Consider the following 18,770-nt stretch of genomic DNA (forward strand, 5'->3'; position numbering starts at 1 on the left):
TTCGACTCGCCGATTCTCGACTTCGCGCGTGCCGGGTTTGCGTGCGCCGGGCTTGCGCGTGCCGGGTTTGTGCGTGCCGGGCTTGCGTGTGCTGGGCTTGCGCGTGCCGGTTCTGTTGATTGCTCGGCTGGGTGCGTGCTCGGCTGCGCATGCTCGCTTTGCGTGCCCGGTTTACATGTGCCCGGTTTACATGTGCCCGACTTGCCGGTGCTCGGCTGGCTTGTGGTCGGTCCTTCGTGGTCGGTCCTTCGTGGTCGGTCCTTCGTGGTCGGCCCTCCGTGCTCGGCTACTCCCGTTCGGCCCTTCTCGCTCGGCTTGCTCCGGCTCGGCTTGCTGCGGCTCGGCTTGCGACCCTGTCCGCTAGCCGGTCTGTCGTCCGGTTGGCGGTCTGCAGGCCGGGCCTTGGTCTCCGCTTCGGCAGCGATCGGTCGTTGCCAGCGGCCGCTCGTCGTTCGAAAAACGATCTGTGATTGCGAGGTCGCTGACCGGTGGGGTCATCCATGTCCAGCAAGTCAATGTCCACCTTGGAGGTATCGCATCGACGATAATTGATGCCATATGCCGCACTTTTTCATGATCCCGAAGACTTTGCGCTGCCTGGAGTGCCACAAGTCTTCGGGATCATGAAAAAGTGCAGATATTTACGACTACCGATGCACCGTGATGTCCTGAATGTCCACATCGGGAAGGTCGTCGGCACTCGAGGCTGGGATCTCGATGGTGGCAATGATCGACGGACCCGTTGACGCAGCCACGCAGTCGCTCTGAGTACGCGTTCTCGTGCTCTGTGTGCCTGTTGATCAGCCGTCTATCAAGGCTGCCATCGGAATGGCAGGTCGCAGCCGCCGGTCTGCAAGGCGAATCCGTCTCTTGACAGCCGGCGTCGCTGGCCGAAACCGTTCCGGCTGCCGGTCGTTTCGGGCTGCCGGTCGTTTCGGGCTGCCAGCCGTCTCGGGTGCCTGGTCGACTGGGCTGCCTGCCGCCTCGGGTTCCTGTCGGCTCACGACGCCTCGCGGCCGCCCCGCCGGAGCCCGCCCACACAACCACGGCCCGGCCGCCAGCGTCGAGCCGAACCAACCCACCACCCTGCAAGGGAAACCCGCCCGCCGTGAAGCCGTGGACCGACGACCAACCCCAGAAACGACGTTGACCACTACACGCACATGGCGTGTAGTGGTCAACTTTTTTATGTCGGACGGGCGATGCCCGTCACTGGAGAGGCTTGTGAACCGGTCAGCTGGAGTGCTCGGCCATGGCCAGGAACTTGCGCTTCGACTCGAGGGCCTTCTCGGCCTCCTTGATCCGACGCTGGTCGCCGGCGGCCTGGGCGCTTGCCAGCTGCTGCTCCGCCCGGGCCACCTGCTCGCGCATCTGGGCGAGCAGCGGGCTGGCCTCCGGCGGGGTGCGGCGCCAGGCGGCGTCCATCGCGGCCTTGACCCTGTCCTCGACCGTGCGCAGGCGGCGGTCCAGGCCGGACTGGGACTCGCGCGGCACCCGGCCCACCTCGTGCCAGGTGCCCTGGATCTCGCGGAGCTTCGCCTGGGCGGCCTTCGGGTCGCCGTCGATGTCGAGCGCCTCGGCCTGGGCGAGCAGTTCCTGCTTGCGCTCCAGGTTGCCCTTGAACTCGGCGTCACGGGCGCTGAAGACCTCACTGCGCCGCTTGAAGAACGAGTCCTGCGCGGCCCGGAAGCGTTCCCACAGCCGCTGCTCGGTCTCCTTCGCGGCCCGGGGAGCGGTCTTCCATTCGGTCATGAGATCTTTGAGGCGGGCCGCCGTCGCGTTCCACTCGGTGGAGTCGGCGATCGACTCGGCCTCCGTGACCAGTTCCTCCTTGCGACCCTGCGCCTGCTTGCGGGTGGCGTCCAGTGTCGCGAAGTGCGCGCCCCGGCGGCGGGTGAAGGCGTCGCGGGCTGCGGCGTACCGCTTCCACAACTCGCCCTCGGCCTTCTTCTCGACGCCGTGGATCGACTTCCACTCGTCGAGGATCTCCTTGAGCCGGTCGCCGGCGGTCTTCCAGCCGGTTGCCTCGGCGGCGATGTGCTCCGCCTCCTCGATCAGCCTGGTCTTGCGGGCGAGGGCCTCGGCGCGCGCCGCGTCCCGGGCCGCCCGCGCGGCGCCGGCCTTCTCCTCGGCGACCGTGGTCAGCTTGTCGAGCCGGGCGGCGAGCCCGTCGATGTCGCCGACGACGTGCGCCTCGTCCAGGCCGCTGCGCAGGCGGCGGATGGTGGACAGCGACTGTCCGGCGTCCGCCGCGCCGCTGGCGAGCCGTGCCTCGATCAGGTCGACCTCGGTGACCAGGTCGGCGAACCGGCGCGCGAAGTGCGCGAGGCCCTCCTCCGGGGTCCCGGCCTGCCATGAACCGATGGCCCGTTCGCCGGCAGCCGTCTTCACGAACACGTTGCCGTCAGCGTCGATCCGTCCATACGTCGTAGGGTCGCTCATCGCCCATCCTCGCTCCCGGCGCCCGCGGGATCGGGTATCCCACCGTCACGCCGCCATCGCACAGCAAAGTTCCCCAGGGCATTCTCACAGGTGTGCCCCGGGGCTGGTCGAGGGCCTGCGGCCGAACCGTGACCATTCCGGTGCCATTCGCAGGCCGCACGGTTGCGCAAGGACCGTCCCCGATAACGTTATGCCGTGTCACTCGTCGCCGCCGCAGTCTGTCCACATCCGCCGTTGCTCGTGCCGGAGGTGGCCGCCGGGGCGGCGAGCGAGCTCGACGACCTGCGGGCTGCCTGCCGCGCCGCCATGGCGCACCTGGCGAATGCCTCGGTCGACTCGCTCATCGTCGTCGGTGCCGATACCACGACGGTACGCCGTCATCCGCCCTTCGGGGGGACCCTGTCCCCATGGGGGATCGATCTGCCGGTCGGAACACCCGGCGGTGACCCGTTGCCCCTGAGCTTGCTGATCGGCGCGTGGCTGGCGCCGCAGGCCGGCGCCTTCCAGAGTGTGGCATCAACCGCGTCTCCGGGCGAATGCGCTGAACTCGGACGTTCGCTTGCCGCCGAGGCCGAGCGCGTCGGGCTGCTGGTCCTCGGTGACGCCTCGGCCTGCCGGAGCGAGAAGGCGCCGGGGTACCTCGACCCGCGCGCGGCCGGGTTCGACGCGGCCGTGGCGGACGCCCTGGCCGAGGCCGACACGCGGGCCCTGATGGCGCTCGACACGGGCCTGGCCGACGAACTGCTGGTCGCCGGTCGCGCCCCCTGGCAGGTGCTGGCCGGAGCGGCGGGCGACGAGCCGAGGCACGCCGAGGTGCTCTACGACGACGCACCGTACGGGGTCGGTTACCTGGTGGCGAGCTGGCGATGACGAGGGTCGTCGCGATCGTCGGGCCGACGGCGGCCGGCAAGTCCGCGCTCAGCCTCCACCTCGCCGAGGCGCTCGGCGGTGAGGTGATCAACGCCGACTCGATGCAGTTGTACCGCGGGATGGACATCGGCACCGCCAAGCTCACCGTCGCCGAGCGGGCCGGGATCCCCCACCACGTGCTGGACATCTGGGACGTCCGGGAGCCCGCCAGCGTTGCCGTCTACCAGCGGCTCGCCCGCGCCGCGATCGACGACGTGGCGAGCCGGGGCAGGGTCCCGCTGCTGGTCGGCGGTTCGGGTCTGTACGTCCGGGCCGTCCTCGAGGACTTCGAGTTCCCGGGCACGGATCCGCGGCTGCGCGCCGAGCTGGAGGAGGAGCTGGAGCGGGCCGGCCCCGCGCCGCTGTACGCGCGGCTGGCCGCCGCCGACCCGGCCGCCGCGGAACGGATCCTCCCCGGCAACGGCCGGCGCATCGTGCGCGCGCTGGAGGTCATCGCGCTCACCGGCGGCGCGTTCGCCGCGCAGCTGCCGGAGCCGCGCCCGGTGTACGACGCCCTCCAGATCGGCGTCGACGTCGACACCGGGCTGCTCGACGCGCGGATCGAGCGGCGCGTCGACGCCATGTGGGCCGCCGGGTTCGTCGATGAGGTACGCGCGCTCGAACGGCAGGGCCTGCGGGAAGGGCGGACGGCCGGCCGCGCCCTGGGGTACCAGCAGATCCTCACGTTCCTCGCGGAAGGGTGCGAAGAGGGCGAGGCGCGCGCCGAGACGGTGCGGGCCACCCGGCGGTTCGTGCGCCGGCAACGGTCCTGGTTCCGCCGTGACCAGCGGATCGTGTGGCTCGACGGCGCGGCGGCGGACATCACGGCGGCGGCGCTGGGCGTCGTGCGGCAAGATTGACGCCATGCGCTTCGCCAAAGGACACGGCACGGGCAACGACTTCGTCATCCTGCCCGATCCGGACGGTGTGCTGCCGTTGACCCCGGCGTTCGTCGCCGCGCTGTGCGACCGCCGCCGCGGGATCGGCGCCGACGGCGTCCTGAGGGTCGTGCGCAGCGCCGCCCACCCCGACGCCGAGGCGTCCTCGGCCGCCGCCGAGTGGTTCATGGACTACTGGAACTCCGACGGTTCCCAGTCGGAGATGTGCGGCAACGGGGTGCGGGTCTACGCGCGGTATCTCGCCGAGGCCGGTCTCGTCGCCCCCGAGGGGTCGTTCAACCTCGTCACCCGGGCCGGCGTGGTGCCGGTGACGATCGGCGAGGAGATCGCCGCCGGGATGCCGGTCCCGAGGGTGTACGTGCAGAGCGACGCCGGCACGAACGGCGCGACGTTCACCGGCACCGCCGTCGACGTCGGCAACCCCCACCTGGTGTGCCCGGTCGACGAGCCGACGCTCGAGCGCCTCGACCTGACCGCCGCACCCGCGGTCGACCCGCTGATCTTCCCCGCCGGTGTCAACGTCGAGTTCTCCGCGGCCGGCTCACCGCCGGTCGGCGCTGATCTCTACCGGCGGATGCGCGTCTACGAGCGCGGCTCCGGCGAGACCCAGTCCTGCGGCTCCGGCGCCTGCGCCGTCGCCGCCGTGGCGCTGCACCACGCCGGCCTGGAGTCGGGCGTCGTGGTGGTCGACGTGCCCGGCGGCCGGCTCACGGTGACGTCGACCCCGATGGAGTGCGTGCTCCAGGGACCCGCGGTGATCGTCGCCCACGGCGACGTCGACGAGCAGGCCATCCGCCAGCTGGCCCCGGCACACTCCTAGCTTGGACTTTAACCTTCCGCGGGGTCGGCATCGACCCCGGCTGATCATGGGAACAGCCCTTGGGTGATCATTCCTCTTGTCTAGGGAAGAACACCACAACCAAGGGCTGTCCATGATCAGTGTGCCTGAGGCCCGGCCGGTGGATGCGGCCGGGGACCTTGCCGCGTTCCGGCGTGAGGTCTACCGGTGTCTGACCGGCCGTGGTGACGCGTTGTTCGAGCTCACCGACGCGGTGTTGTGCGCCGACGGGCCAGTGCGTTCGTTGGCTGAGTTGTCGCTGGTGGCCGAGCATCGGCGTGGGCACGGCGCGTCGTACGACGCCCTCGCGCAAGGCCGCATCGACGTGGGCCGGCTGCGCGCCGCACTGACCGCCGCGCCGATACCCCGGGCAGCGGACGACCGGATCGTCCTGGCAGTGGATGTCACCAGCTGGCTACGGCCGGAGGCGCATACCGCACCGGAGCGGATCCTGTGCCACACCTACGGCCGGGGCAAGGACCAGCACATCATGATCCCGGGCTGGCCGTACTCGTTCGTGGTGGCGTTGCAGACCGGTCGAACGTCGTGGACCGCGCCGCTGGACGCGGTCCGTCTCGCGCGGGCGCGGACCTGGCCGCGGTCACCGCCGTGCAACTGCGTGACGTCGTGGCCCGGCTCATCACCGCCGGGCACCGGCAGCCCGGCGATGCCGACATCTGGGTCGTGATGGACGCCGGCTACGACGCGTCCCGCCTCGCGTATCTGCTGCGAGACCTGCCGGTACGGGTCCTGGCGCGGCTGCGCTCGGACCGGGTGCTGCGCCGGGCCGCACCCCCGCACACGCCCGGCACGCTGGGCCGACGGCGCCGCCACGGCGGCGAGTTCATCTTCGCCGACCCGACCAGCTGGGGCGCCCCGGACGTGGCCACGGTGACCGAGACACGCCTCTACGGCGCGGCGATCGCCCGTGCCTGGCACCAGTTGCACCCCCGGTTAACCCGTCGCGCCGCCTGGGCCGACTGCCCCGACCTGCCCATCCTGCCCGGCACGGTCATCCGCCTCGACGTCGAGCGGCTGCCGTCCGGCGCGACCGCGAAACCGGTGTGGCTGTGGTACTCCAGCGGCGCGGACCACAACCCGGACCCGGCCACGGTCAACCTGCTGTGGCAGGCGTTCCTGCGCCGCTTCGACATCGAACACACATTCCGGTTCCTCAAACAGACCCTCGGCTGGACCACCCCGAAACTGCGCAGCCCGGACGCTGCGGACCGTTGGACCTGGCTGCTCATCGCCGCCTACACCCAACTGCGCCTCGCCCGGCCCCTCGCCGCCGACCTACGCCGGCCATGGGAACAGCCCACACCACCGGACAGGCTCAGCCCAGCCCGGGTCCGGCGCGGATTTCGGCACCTCCGCCCGACAACCACCTGTCCAGCCCAGGCACCGAAACCCACCCGGCCAGGCCCCGGACGGCCACCCGGCCGCCGCAACACCCATCCCGCCCGCCGCTACCAGGTCCATCTCGCCAGCAGCGGCGACACTTGGCAACCGCAACCAACGAAGAAGAAATCCGTCAACCCCCGACCGCGCCGCACAGGTTAAAGATCAAGCTAGCCGCCCCCGTGCGTTGATCATGCAGTTGTGGTGCCTGACAAACTCGGACAAGACAGAGTGTCGAGGCGCCACAACTGCATGATCAACCCGGATGGGGCGGGACTAGGACGCCTCGCCGTCCGGCGTGGAGTCGAGGTGCGGGCCCTTGGCCGCCGCCCGCACCGCCGCGGCCACGGCGGGGGCGACCCGGGCGTCGAAGACGCTGGGGACGATGACGGTCGGGTTGAGCTTGTCCTCGCCGACCGTGTCGGCGATCGCCCGAGCGGCCGCCAGGGCCATCGCCTCGGTGAACTCCCGCGCCTGCGCGTCGAGCATGCCCCGGAACACGCCGGGGAAGGCCAGCACGTTGTTGATCTGGTTGGGCTGGTCGGAGCGGCCGGTGGCGACGATCGCGGCGTGCTCGCGGGCCTCCCGCGGGTCGACCTCCGGGTCGGGGTTGGCCAGGGCGAACACGATCGAGTCGGGCGCCATCTTGGCGATGTCGTCGCCGGTGAGCAGGTTGGGGGCGCTCACCCCGATGAACACGTCGGCGCCGACCACCGCGCCGCGCAGGTCACCCCGGTAGTCGTCCTTGTTGGTGTTGTCGACCAGCCACTGCCAGGACCTCGACAGCCCGGTCATGCCCCGGTGCAGCGCGCCCGGCCGGTCGGAGGCGATCACGTCGCCGACGCCCTGGCGCAGCAGGAGCTTGATGATGGCCGTGCCGGCGGCGCCGGCGCCGCTGACGACCACCCGGACCTGGTTGATCGGCTTGCCGACCACCCGCAGGGCGTTGGTGAGGGCGGCCAGGACGCAGATCGCCGTGCCGTGCTGGTCGTCGTGGAAGACGGGGATGTCGAGCTGGTCGCGGAGCCGCTCCTCGATCTCGAAGCAGCGCGGCGCGGCGATGTCCTCGAGGTTGATGCCGCCGTAGGCCGGCGCGATCGCCCGCACGATCGAAATGATCTCTTCCGTGTCCTGCGTGTCGAGCACGACGGGCCAGGCGTCGACCCCGCCGAAGCGCTTGAACAGGGCGGCCTTGCCCTCCATGACGGGCATCGCGGCATACGGCCCGATGTTGCCGAGGCCGAGCACGGCCGAGCCGTCCGTGACGACGGCGACCGTGTTGCGCTTGATCGTCAGGCGGCGGGCGTCGTCGGGATTCTCGGCGATGGCGAGGCAGACGCGGGCCACACCGGGCGTGTACGCGCGGGAGAGCTCGTCGCGGTTGCGGAGGGCGACCTTGGGCGCGACCTCGATCTTGCCGCCGAGGTGCAGGAGGAACGTGCGGTCGGAGACCTTGCGGACATCGACCCCGTCGAGCTTCTCCAGGCCCGCGACGACCTGCTCGGCATGGGCCGAGTCGGCGGTGTCGCAGGTGAGGTCGACGACGACGTTGGCACTGTCGGAGTCGACGACGTCGACGGCGGTGACGATGCCGCCCGACTCGCCGACCGCGGTCGTGAGGCGGCCGATCGCGGAGGCATCGGCCAACACGGAGACACGAATGGTGATGGAGAACCCGGCGCTGGGTAAACGGTGCGTGGCAGGTGTCACGTGCCCATTCTCACCCTGCTGGTCACCCGGTTGCCGCACCGGGGACCTCCGGATTGTGACAGGTCGATGGCCGTACTGCCAATATCAAGTGCTTTCGGATGCCTGAGGTGTCACGATTGACGGGTTGTCACCGCACCATCTAGGAGTACATGTTGCGAGCACGAGCGACGTTCGAGGAACTTGCGGACGATGTCGAGTTCGACGCGGGTGATCTCGAGCTTGAGGAGCGCCACGCCCTCCGACGCGTCGCCGGCCTTTCCACGGAGCTCGCCGACGTCACCGAGGTCGAATACCGGCAGCTGCGCCTCGAGCGGGTGATCCTGGTCGGGGTGTGGACGGAGGGCTCCGCCACCGACGCCGAAAATTCCCTGACCGAGCTGGCCGCGCTGGCCGAGACCGCCGGATCGCAGGTTCTTGACGGGCTGATCCAGCGGCGCAGCCGGCCGGACTCTTCGACGTACATCGGCCGGGGCAAGGTCGACGAGCTGCGCGCCGTCGTCCGGAGCACCGGCGCGGACACCGTCATCTGCGACGGCGAGCTGTCGCCGTCCCAGCTGCGCACCCTGGAGTCGCAGGTCAACGTGAAGGTCATCGACCGCACCGCGCTGATCCTCGACATCTTCGCCCAGCACGCCAAGAGCAAGGAGGGCAAGGCCCAGGTCGAGTTGGCCCAGCTGCAATACTTCCTGCCGCGACTGCGCGGTTGGGGCGAGGCGCTCAGCCGGCAGACCGGTGGTTCGGCCAGCGGCAACGGCGGCGTCGGCCTGCGCGGTCCCGGTGAGACCAAGCTGGAGACCGACCGGCGGCGCATCCGCCACCGCATTGCACGCCTCAAGCGGGAGATCGCCGCGATGGCGACCATCCGCGACACCAAGCGGTCCACCCGCCGGCGCAACCGGGTGCCGAGCGTGGCCATCGCCGGCTACACCAACGCCGGCAAGTCCAGCCTGCTCAACCGGCTGACCGGCGCTGGAGTGCTGGTCGAGGACGCGCTGTTCGCCACCCTCGACACCACCACCCGGCGGGCACGCGCGGCGGACGGGCGGATCTACACGCTGTCGGACACCGTCGGGTTCGTCCGGCACCTGCCGCACCAGCTGGTCGAGGCGTTCCGGTCGACCCTCGAGGAGGTGGCCGAGGCCGATCTGGTGCTCCACGTGGTCGACGGCGCCCACCCGGACCCGGAAGAGCAGGTCCGGGCAGTACGTGAAGTGCTGGCCGAGGTCGGCGCCGACGCGGTGCTCGAGCTGCTCGTGGTCAACAAGGTCGACGCCGCCGACGAGGAGACCCAGCTGCGGCTCAAGCGCCTGTGGCCCGACGCCGTCTTCACGTCGGCCCGCACCGGTGTCGGCATCGACGACGTCCGTGCGGCGGTCGAGGACCGGCTGCCGTGGCCGGCGATCGAGCTGACGGCCGTTGTGCCGTATGACCGCGGCGACCTGGTCGCCCGTGTCCACGCCATCGGCGAGGTGCTCGAAACCGCGCACCTGGCCGAGGGAACACGAATCCGCGCGCGGGTCACCGAGGCGCTTGCCGCCGAGCTCGCCCCGTTCGCCATGTCCGCATAGGGATTCTGCAATTACAGGGAGTGACAGCCGGGCCGGGCACACCCACAACCGGCCCGGCTCTGCCAGACTTGTGCGATGCGACGACGGGTGGGGCTCTGGACGGCCGCGGTTCTGAGTCTGCTGGCCGGGCTGGCATCTCCGGCGGCGGCAGCGCCGTCCCCGTCGAGCCAGCCGGCACCCGCCGCGTCCGGCTCCGGCCAGGCCGTCTGCACGCCGGACAGTCGCCAGGTGAACGAGATCTCCGGCCTCGTCGCCACCGCCACCGGCTACTACGCCGTGCAGGACAGCCAGTCCGGCGGCAACAAGGCAAAGATCTTCCAGCTCGACGGCGCGTGCAAGCTGGTCAACACGATCAACTACCCCACCATGGCGCGTGACCCTGAAGACCTGGCGATCGACAAGAACGGCACGCTCTGGATCGCCGACATCGGCGACAACGACGAGGCCAGCGGCGGCACCAAGGAGCCGCGCTCGACGGTCGCGGTGTGGAGCCTGCCGGCCGGCTCCAAGGAGCCGACGATCCACCGGCTCGCATATCCGGACGGTAAGAAGCACGACGCCGAGGCGATGCTCCTGGCCGCAGACGGCAGCCCGATCATCATCACCAAGGCGCCGCCCAGCGAGGTCTGGGTCCCCGAGGGGCCGCTGCAGCCGAAGACCCAGGAGGGTGTGAAGCTCAAGAAGGTCGGCACCTTCACGGCCCAGGACACCAAGACACCCAACCCGCTCGGCCTGCTCGGCTGGAAGCTCGTCACCGGGGCGGCGTCGTCGCCCGACGGCTCGAAGGTCGTCATCCGGACGTATTCGGACGCATACGAGTTCGACGTCCCGGGTGGCGACGTGGTCAAGGCGATCACGACCGGCAAGCCGCGCATCACCCCGCTGCCGAACGAGCCCCAGGGCGAGGCGATCACGTATTCGGCCGACGGCAAGACCTACATCACCGCCTCGGACGTCGACTCGTCGAAAAAGGCCCCCCTGCTGCGGTACACGCCGACCAACATCAACCCGGGCAAGGGCGCCGGCGCCGACCTGCCCACACCGAAGGGCGGCGACCAGTCGTTCCTGCAGAGCCTGACGCTCCAGGACATCACGTATGCGGTGGCGGCCATCGGCATCGTGGGCCTCATCCTCGTCGTGGCCGGCATCTTCGGCATCCGTCGCGCGCGCACGGCCCGCCGTGATGCGCCGCCCGCCGCCCCGGTCCGTGCTGCGGCCTCGGTCGGCGGCCCGGGTGGCGGTTTTGACGGCCGCCCGGGTGACGACCCGTTCGACGACGGTCCGCCCGGTGGTTCGGGTGGCCCGGGGGGCCTCGGCGGCCCGGGTGGCACGGTCTACGGCGGTGCCCGCCCGGCTGCTCCGGCGCCGGCCACCAACCGCGGCGGCACCGTCTACGGCGCTGCCCCGCCGAGTCCCGGTCCGGCCGGCTACGACCAGGACGGTCGGGACGGGGGCGGCCAGGTGTACGGCCGGGGCGGCTACGGCTCGGCCGGCCACGGCCAGCAACCTCCGGCCCCTCGCGGCTTCGGCCAGCAGGACGGCTTCCCTCCGCCACCGCCCCCGTCGGGCCAGACCGGCGGCGTGTATGGCCGAAGCCAACCCCCCGGCGACTACGACGGCTACGACCGCGGCTACGCCCCACACCACTGACGCTCGCCCCGACGGCGGCCCAGCCGATGGGGTCGGCCCCCGCCCGCGCTGCCCTCGCCCGCCCGGGCGGGTCGCTGTGCCGACCGCGCTGGATGGCTGCGTCGGCTGAGGACCGCGGCGGTTAGGAGCGCAACCATGCACCGCGGCGGTTAGGAGCGCAACCATGCACCGCGGCGCTGGTCCCGTCCTCGCGGCGGCCGGCGGGTCCTGGCGTTCGCACGGTGAGGCTCCTGGCTGGGGAGCCTCACCGTCTCGATGAGCGATGGTCGGAGGCGGCCGGCCGTCAGATGCGGCGGACCACCGTCACGACCCGGCCCAGGATGGTCGCGTTGTCGCCCGGGATGGGGTCGAAGGCGGCGTTCTGCGGCATGAGCCAGACGTGGCCGTCGCGGTTGCGGTAGGTCTTGACGGTCGCTTCGCCCTCGAGCATGGCGGCCACGATGTCGCCGTTGTTGGCGTTGGGCTGCTGGCGGACGACGACCCAGTCGCCGTCGCAGATCGCGGCGTCGAGCATCGAGTCGCCCTTGACCTGCAGCATGAAGAGCGTGCCCTCGCCGACCAGCTCGCGGGGGAGCGGGAACACGTCCTCCACCGCCTGCTCGGCCAGGATCGGGCCACCGGCGGCGATGCGGCCGAGCACCGGGACGTAGGCCGGCGACGGACGGGCCGCACGGGCCGCCTCCTCGTCGACGGACACCAGCTCGCTGGGCGGGCGGACGTCGACGGCGCGCGGGCGGTTGGGGTCGCGGCGGAGGTAGCCCTTCCGCTCGAGCTCCTTCAGCTGGTAGGCGACGCTCGACGGGGAGACCAGGCCGACCGCCTCGCCGATCTCGCGGACGCTCGGCGGATAACCGTTGCGCTCGACGGCGCTGCGGATGAACTCGAGGATCCGGCGCTGCCGGACGGTCAGATCGGCGGCGAACAGGTCGGGGAACGCGCTGACCACCGCGGTCACCGCGCGCATCTCCGGCTCGCCTCCGCGCCGGCGGGTGCCACGGCGGGTGCCACGGCCAATCGCGGTGACCTCGGCCGGCTCGCTCACGGGTGCGTCGGTGCGGTCGTCGGCTGACACGTCGTCCTCCCTCTGTCGACACGCGCAGCCGCTGCGCGTGCGGACGGACCGTGGGGTGGCCCGTCGACCTGCCCGCCCGGCTGGGCGGCCCAGGCTGTCATGTCTCGCTCTGCCACGATCGTCAACACCCACAACGCCTTGATCGTGTGTGGATCACCGTATCGCCGAAGTGTGCCAGTTTCAAACATCTGTACTACGTGGCGCGCTGTTTTTCGGCGAGTCTGCTCGACACGCGTCTTCTCGCTCTGATAGGACGATCGTACGTCCGTTCGATAGAACGGCTGTACGAATACGAGGGGGAGCCGTGCCGATTCGCCTGACCCGGCGGGGCCGCATCGTGGTGTTCTGTTTCCTGCTCGCCGTCGCAGGGGGTCTGCTGGTGCTGGTGTCCGCGCCCGGCCGAGCCGCCGACCCGCCCGGCCCCGCCCCGACCGTGATCGTGCAGCCGGGCGACACGTTGTGGGAAATCGCAAGACGTCACGCAGGGTCGCGTGGTCGTGACGCTACGGTCGAGGACATTCGTCGTCTCAACAACTTGGACGGTTACGGGATCGACGCCGGGCAGCGGTTGATCTTGCCACGCACCCGCTGAGCAGGGCGAATCTTGATCGAGGGTCGTCCAACCTGTTGAGACGCGCGACACAAACGTGTCGGGATCCGCGTTTGACTTGCGTCGGCGTAGGCGTCGGCATAGCGTCTACCCCTAGATGTAGTAGTTACAGGGCTGTAAGTCGTCCACAGGTTGTGGATTCGGCAATCACCCTTAATGAACGTAATTTTCCGGCGGAGTCCGCACCAAGGGCGACCGCTGGATGTCCGTGTGCGTTTTATACGGACATATCCGGCGTAGACTGAGAGAAGGTCCATCAATGCGGTGCCCGTACTGCCGGCACGCCGACTCGCGGGTGGTCGACTCCCGTGAGGCAGAGGATGGCCAGATCATCCGGCGGCGCCGGTCCTGCCCGGAATGCGGCCGGCGGTTCACGACGGTCGAGGAGGCCGTGCTCGCGGTGGTCAAGCGCAGCGGGGTGACCGAGCCGTTCAGTCGCTCGAAGATCATCGCCGGAGTGCGGAAGGCCTGCCAGGGACGGCCGGTCGACGAGGACGCGATCGCATTGCTCGCGCAGAAGGTCGAGGAGACGGTGCGCGCCAGGGGCGCCGCCGAGCTGCCCAGCCACGAGGTCGGCCTGGCCATCCTCGCGCCGCTGCGGGAGCTCGACGAGGTCGCCTACCTGCGGTTCGCGAGCGTGTACCGGTCGTTCGACTCGCTGAGCGACTTCGAGCGGGAGATCGCCGCGCTGCGGGCCGGGCAGAAGCAACAGCCGCCGACACAGCACCAGCAACCGCCGGCGCAGGCGAAGGAACAGCGGGGGGAGGCCGGGGAACCGGCCGACAACGCGCTGACGGCGACCGGAGGCGTGCACACCGCGCGCCCGGTCGCCTGACGCGGAAACCACAACTTCAAACCAGGATCATTGACCAGAGGGGGCCGCGGATGGCGGGGGAGACGAAGACCAAAGCATCGGCACGCAAGGGGATGCGGATCGAGCGCGTGTGGACGACCGAGGGTGTCCACCCCTATGACGAGGTGACGTGGGAGACCCGTGACGTCGTCATGACCAACTGGCGGGACGGCTCGATCAACTTCGAGCAGCGCGGCGTGGAGTTCCCGCAGAGCTGGAGCGTCAACGCGGCGAACATCGTCACGACGAAGTACTTCCGCGGCGCCGTCGGGACCGAGGGCCGTGAGCGGTCGCTGCGCCAGCTCATCGACCGCGTCGTGTCGACGTACCAGAAGGCCGGCCAGGACTACGGCTATTTCGCCACCGACCAGGACGCCGAGGTCTTCGGTCGCGAGCTGACCTGGATGCTGCTGCACCAGGTGTTCAGCTTCAACTCCCCGGTCTGGTTCAACGTCGGCACCCCCAGCCCGCAGCAGGTCAGCGCCTGCTTCATCCTCGCCGTCGACGACTCCATGGACTCGATCCTCGACTGGTACAAGGAAGAGGGCCTGATCTTCAAGGGCGGCTCCGGATCCGGCGTCAACCTGTCCAGGATCCGTTCGTCCAAAGAGCTTTTGAGCAGCGGTGGCACAGCCAGCGGCCCCGTCTCCTTCATGCGCGGCGCCGACGCGTCCGCCGGCACCATCAAGTCGGGCGGGGCGACCCGCCGCGCCGCCAAGATGGTCATCCTCGACGTCGACCACCCCGACGTGGAGGAGTTCATCGAGACCAAGGCCCGTGAAGAGGACAAGATCCGCGCCCTGCGGGACGCCGGCTTCGACATGGACCTCGGCGGCAAGGACATCGTCAGCGTCCAGTACCAGAACGCGAACAACTCGGTCCGCGTCTCCGGCGAGTTCATGCGCTCGGTCGAGGACCACACCGAGTTCGCGCTGCGGTCGCGGCTCGACGGCAGTGTCGTGTCGACGGTCAAGGGCAAGGAGCTGTTCCACAAGATCGCGCAGGCGGCGTGGGAGTGCGCCGACCCGGGCATCCAGTACGACGACACGATCAACGACTGGCACACCTGCCCGGAGACCGGTCGCATCACCGCGTCGAACCCCTGCAGCGAGTACATGCACCTGGACAATTCCAGCTGCAACCTCGCCTCGCTCAACCTGCTGAAGTTCCTCAACGCCGACGGCACGTTCGCCGTCGAGCGGTTCGTGAAGTCGGTGGAGCTCGTCATCACCGCGATGGACATCTCGATCAGCTTCGCCGACTTCCCGACCGAGAAGATCGGCGACACCAGCCGCGCGTACCGGCAGCTCGGCATCGGCTACGCCAACCTCGGCGCCCTGCTGATGGCCAGCGGCCTCGCGTACGACTCCGACGGCGGCCGTGCCGTCGCGGCGACGATCAGCAGCCTGATGACCGGCACGGCGTACCGCCGCTCGGCCGAGATCGCCGGGGTGGTCGGCGCGTACGACGGCTACGCCCGCAACGCCAAGCCGCACCAGCGGGTCATGCAGAAGCACGCCGACGCCAACGTCGCGATCCGGACGATCGGCACCGTCGACGCCGCGATCAAGGAGGCGGCCACGGCGGAGTGGCGGCGCGGCAACGAGATCGGTGCGAAGCACGGCTGGCGCAACTCGCAGGCCAGCGTGCTCGCACCCACCGGCACCATCGGCCTGATGATGGACTGCGACACCACCGGCGTCGAGCCCGACCTGGCTCTCGTGAAGTTCAAGAAGCTGGTCGGCGGCGGCTCGATGCAGATCGTCAACCAGACCGTGCCGCGCGCCCTGCGCAACCTGGGCTACCAGGAGGAGCAGGTCGAGGCGATCGTCGAGCACATCTCCGCCCACGGCCACGTCATCGACGCACCCGGCCTGAAGCCCGAGCACTACAACGTCTTCGACTGCGCGATGGGCGAGCGTGCGATCGCGCCGATGGGGCATGTCCGCATGATGGCGGCGATCCAGCCGTTCATCTCCGGCGCCATCTCCAAGACGGTCAACATGCCGGAGTCGGCGACCGTCGAGGACGTCGAGGAGATCTACTACCAGGGCTGGAAGCTCGGCCTCAAGGCCCTCGCGATCTACCGGGACAACTGCAAGGTCGGCCAGCCGCTGTCGGCGGTGAACAGCTCCAAGAAGGAGGAGCCGGCCCCCGTCGTCGAGGAGGTCGTGAAGACCGAGAAGGTGATCGAGTACCGGCCGGTGCGCAAGCGGCTGCCGAAGAAGCGGCCCAGCTCGACGGTCTCGTTCTCCGTCGCCGGCGCCGAGGGGTACCTGACCGCGTCGTCGTACCCGGACGATGGCCTCGGCGAGGTCTTCCTGAAGATGTCGAAGCAGGGCTCGACTCTGGCCGGCGTCATGGACGCGTTCTCGGTGGCGATCTCGATCGGCCTGCAGTACGGCGTGCCGCTGGAGACCTACGTCAGCAAGTTCGTCAACATGCGGTTCGAGCCCGCCGGCATGACCGACGACCCGGACATCCGCCTGGCATCGTCGGTGATGGACTACATCTTCCGCCGGCTGGCGCTGGACTTCCTGGACTTCGACACCCGCTCGGAGCTCGGCATTCTCACGTCGGCGGAGCGCGCGGCCCAGCTGCGCGCCGAGGCCGGCGAGGCCGACGTCGACCTGACCGAGATGCGCAACTCGGCCCCGGTCGAGAAGGCGGAGAAGTCCGAGAAGCCGGCCACGGCGGCCAGGCCCGTCGAGACGCCGGCGACGCGCAAGGTCGGCTCGTCGACGGAGTTGCTGGAGCTGGTCCAGGGCAAGGCGGCCGACGCGCCGCTGTGCTTCACGTGCGGCACGAAGATGCGCCCGGCAGGTTCCTGCTACGTCTGCGAGGGCTGCGGCTCCACCAGCGGCTGCAGCTGACCGCCCGAACGACGACCGCCCGGCTCCCCCGAGGGAGCCGGGCGGTCTGCCGTTGGCGGGCCCGGCCGAGTCAGAGGCGCACGACCTCGATGTCGAGCTCCGGGTGACGGGCGCGCACCGCCAGGGCTCGGCGCTCCGCGGTCTCCGACAACGCCACCAGCCGCATGCTGCCCGGGATCCGCGCCACGACCGCGTCCAGGCGCTTCGGCGACGACACCGGCTCGTGTTCGTACGTCGCCGCCGCCATCGTGCCCGACGTGCGCTGCAGCGTCTGGAGGAACAGGGTCATGCGGTACGACTCGTAACCCTCGTCGTCGCCGACGATCACCGTCGGGACGGCCGGCTCGTCGGTGAAGCGGGCATGAGCCTCCAGCACCACCCGCGCCGGCGCCCAGTTTCGCGTCAACTGGTACGGGTTGTCGCCGGGCCCGGCCGTGAAGCCGCCCATGACGAGCATGAACACCAGCACCGCCGCCGACCAGCGGGGAACGGCCGAACGACCGGGTTCGGGGGGCGGCAGGTGCAGCAGCACCGCGCCGACGCCCACGATCAGCAGCGCGAACAGCAGGAACAGCGCCTTGCTGGCGTAATAGCCGCTGCCGCCGCTCGCGAACCACTGCGCCGCGGCCAGGACACCGGCGAAGCCGGCGACGGGCACGGACACCACGGCGTAGCCGCGCCAGACGCGGCTGCGACGGGCCCGCCGCGTCAACAGTGACACGCCCACCGCGACGCCCAGCACGACCATGACCGTGCGGTCGAAGCCCACCGAGCCGGCCGTGAACAGCACGCCCGCCTGCCCGGCGAGGAACACCCCCGTCGCCATCGGCACGACCGAGACGACGGCCAGGGTGGCGGCCACGCCGGCGAAGGCGCGGTGCTTGAGGACCCGGTGCCGGTCGCGCCACAGCCAGACGAGGACGGCGAGCCCGACCGGCGGCAGGTACAGGTAGTAGGTGAAGCCGACCGCGCCGAGCAGCAACCCGACGAGGACCAGCTGCTGACGCGCCCCGGCGAGCGGCCGGACCAGCAGCGCGAGCAGCAGCACCGCCGCGGCCAGGCCGGCGACCTGGCTCGGGTAGCCCATCCGCACCATGTCCAGGAGCGGGCCGAAGCCGCACAACCCGGCCACGAACGCGGCGACCGGCAACTGCCGGGAGGGGGTCAGGGCGGCCGCGCCGATCCATTGGGCGGCCCAGATCAGTGCGAGGGTCAGCAGCAGGTATCCGCCGAGGACGTAGGCCAGGTAGTGCGTCAGCATGCTCGTACCGCTACCGAAATCGCCCGACGACGAGCGCATGAAGCCGTCGAGCAGCCCGGCCAGGAGGTGCGACCCCTGCGGGTAGCTGACCATGCCGCGGTATACGAGCCGCTCCGCCGCCTCCGGCTGCTCGAACAGGTAGCCGCCGGTCCGGCGGATCGCGTCGAACACCGCGGTGTGCCGGGCCAGGTCCTCGCCGTCGAGCATGCGCGCGAGCCGGCCGACCGGACCGTCCCGCAGCACCGGGCGGATCAGCACCACGGCCACCCCGCCGACCGCGGCGGCCGCGATCACGTCGCCGATGCGGGGCCGGGGCAGTGCCGGTCGGCGCCCGGTGCCGGCCGCCGCGACGATCAGGACGGTGAACGCGGTCCCGGCGACGGCGACGGGGTGCAGGCCCCAGGGCCAGACGGCGAAGACGAGTCCGGCGACGCAGGTGAGGCCGAACAGCAGCCCGATCGCCAGCATCAGCCGGTCGAGCAGCGTCCGGCCGCCGCGGAGCACGGCGGCGACGGCGACCACCAGCAGCGGCGGGAGGATCGCGGCGACACCGGCGGCGTACGCCGCGACGACCACCAGCCATGCGGCCGTCACCAGTCCGGCCGTGCGTAGTTGAACCCTGTTGCCCGGACCTGCTGTGACCTGGACGTCCCGGGGCTCGCCGGGCGTGGCGTCCGGCTCAGG

Annotated in this window: 11 protein-coding genes and 2 pseudogenes; 9 read left to right on the plus strand and 4 right to left on the minus strand. The window is 70.5% G+C overall.

Annotation, left to right across the window (positions count from 1 at the left end; translation table 11 throughout):
* Window positions 1–1,233 precede the first annotated feature (1,233 nt).
* Window positions 1,234–2,442 carry a DUF349 domain-containing protein gene (locus tag Dfulv_RS08395; protein ID WP_259862075.1) on the minus strand — a complete coding sequence of 403 codons (1,209 nt, stop codon included), beginning with the start codon at window positions 2,440–2,442 and terminating at the stop codon, window positions 1,234–1,236.
* A gap of 195 nt (window positions 2,443–2,637) precedes the next feature.
* Here Dfulv_RS08395 and Dfulv_RS08400 point away from each other — a divergent pair, with 195 nt between their 5' ends.
* From Dfulv_RS08400 to Dfulv_RS48530, 4 genes and pseudogenes are all read left to right on the plus strand, one after another.
* Window positions 2,638–3,312: a class III extradiol dioxygenase subunit B-like domain-containing protein gene (locus tag Dfulv_RS08400; protein WP_259862076.1), complete on the plus strand. Its 675-nt coding sequence runs from the start codon at window positions 2,638–2,640 to the stop codon at window positions 3,310–3,312.
* Window positions 3,309–4,211, plus strand: coding sequence for a tRNA (adenosine(37)-N6)-dimethylallyltransferase MiaA (gene miaA, locus Dfulv_RS08405; protein WP_259862077.1), 903 nt, complete (start codon window positions 3,309–3,311; stop codon window positions 4,209–4,211). The genes Dfulv_RS08400 and miaA overlap by 4 nt, the downstream gene beginning before the upstream one ends.
* Before the next feature lie 4 nt (window positions 4,212–4,215).
* Window positions 4,216–5,070, plus strand: a complete 855-nt coding sequence (gene dapF, locus Dfulv_RS08410) for a diaminopimelate epimerase (protein WP_259862078.1) — start codon at window positions 4,216–4,218, stop codon at window positions 5,068–5,070.
* Window positions 5,071–5,182: 112 nt separating this feature from the next.
* A pseudogene (locus tag Dfulv_RS48530) lies at window positions 5,183–6,651 on the plus strand (NF041680 family putative transposase).
* 114 nt (window positions 6,652–6,765) lie between these two features.
* On the opposite strand, the gene Dfulv_RS08425 reads toward Dfulv_RS48530, so the two are convergent.
* Window positions 6,766–8,199: an NAD-dependent malic enzyme gene (locus Dfulv_RS08425; protein WP_259862079.1), complete on the minus strand. Its 1,434-nt coding sequence runs from the start codon at window positions 8,197–8,199 to the stop codon at window positions 6,766–6,768.
* A gap of 149 nt (window positions 8,200–8,348) precedes the next feature.
* On the opposite strand from Dfulv_RS08425, the gene hflX reads away from it, so the two are divergent.
* On the plus strand, window positions 8,349–9,767 hold the full coding sequence (gene hflX / locus Dfulv_RS08430) for a GTPase HflX (RefSeq protein ID WP_259862080.1): 1,419 nt from the start codon (window positions 8,349–8,351) through the stop codon (window positions 9,765–9,767).
* 75 nt (window positions 9,768–9,842) lie between these two features.
* Window positions 9,843–11,417, plus strand: a complete 1,575-nt coding sequence (locus Dfulv_RS08435; RefSeq protein WP_259862081.1) for an esterase-like activity of phytase family protein — start codon at window positions 9,843–9,845, stop codon at window positions 11,415–11,417.
* 283 nt (window positions 11,418–11,700) lie between these two features.
* Here the strand turns inward: Dfulv_RS08435 and lexA are convergent, their stop codons facing one another.
* Window positions 11,701–12,381: a transcriptional repressor LexA gene (gene lexA, locus Dfulv_RS08440; RefSeq protein ID WP_259867547.1), complete on the minus strand. Its 681-nt coding sequence runs from the start codon at window positions 12,379–12,381 to the stop codon at window positions 11,701–11,703.
* A 412-nt stretch (window positions 12,382–12,793) separates the two neighbouring features.
* On the opposite strand from lexA, the gene Dfulv_RS08445 reads away from it, so the two are divergent.
* The 3 genes and pseudogenes from Dfulv_RS08445 to Dfulv_RS08455 all read left to right on the plus strand — a co-directional run bounded on the left by Dfulv_RS08445 (window position 12,794) and on the right by Dfulv_RS08455 (window position 16,825).
* Entirely contained in the window at window positions 12,794–13,081 is a 288-nt protein-coding gene (locus tag Dfulv_RS08445; RefSeq protein WP_259862082.1) for a LysM peptidoglycan-binding domain-containing protein, read from the plus strand.
* Between the two features lie 277 nt (window positions 13,082–13,358).
* Window positions 13,359–13,793, plus strand: a pseudogene (nrdR, locus tag Dfulv_RS08450) (transcriptional regulator NrdR); the annotation flags it as partial.
* A gap of 191 nt (window positions 13,794–13,984) precedes the next feature.
* A complete protein-coding gene (locus Dfulv_RS08455; RefSeq protein ID WP_259862084.1) occupies window positions 13,985–16,825 on the plus strand; it encodes a vitamin B12-dependent ribonucleotide reductase in 2,841 nt (946 codons plus the stop codon).
* Between the two features lie 70 nt (window positions 16,826–16,895).
* Here the strand turns inward: Dfulv_RS08455 and Dfulv_RS08460 are convergent, their stop codons facing one another.
* Complete coding sequence (locus tag Dfulv_RS08460) at window positions 16,896–18,680, minus strand: DUF1616 domain-containing protein (protein WP_259862085.1); 1,785 nt, start codon at window positions 18,678–18,680, stop codon at window positions 16,896–16,898.
* Window positions 18,681–18,770 lie beyond the last annotated feature (90 nt).

Origin of the sequence: Dactylosporangium fulvum, from assembly GCF_025137375.1 — a bacterium.
Taxonomy (GTDB): domain Bacteria; phylum Actinomycetota; class Actinomycetes; order Mycobacteriales; family Micromonosporaceae; genus Dactylosporangium; species Dactylosporangium fulvum.

Bases quoted from the DNA above. Each gene is read 5' to 3' on its own strand.
- Dfulv_RS08455 (WP_259862084.1), top strand. From the start codon at position 13,985: ATGGCGGGGGAGACGAAGACCAAAGCATCGGCACGCAAGGGGATGCGG.
- dapF (WP_259862078.1), top strand. From the start codon at position 4,216: ATGCGCTTCGCCAAAGGACACGGCACGGGCAACGACTTCGTCATCCTG.
- Dfulv_RS08395 (WP_259862075.1), bottom strand. From the start codon at position 2,442: ATGAGCGACCCTACGACGTATGGACGGATCGACGCTGACGGCAACGTG.
- lexA (WP_259867547.1), bottom strand. From the start codon at position 12,381: ATGCGCGCGGTGACCGCGGTGGTCAGCGCGTTCCCCGACCTGTTCGCC.
- miaA (WP_259862077.1), top strand. From the start codon at position 3,309: ATGACGAGGGTCGTCGCGATCGTCGGGCCGACGGCGGCCGGCAAGTCC.
- Dfulv_RS08435 (WP_259862081.1), top strand. From the start codon at position 9,843: ATGCGACGACGGGTGGGGCTCTGGACGGCCGCGGTTCTGAGTCTGCTG.
- hflX (WP_259862080.1), top strand. From the start codon at position 8,349: ATGTTGCGAGCACGAGCGACGTTCGAGGAACTTGCGGACGATGTCGAG.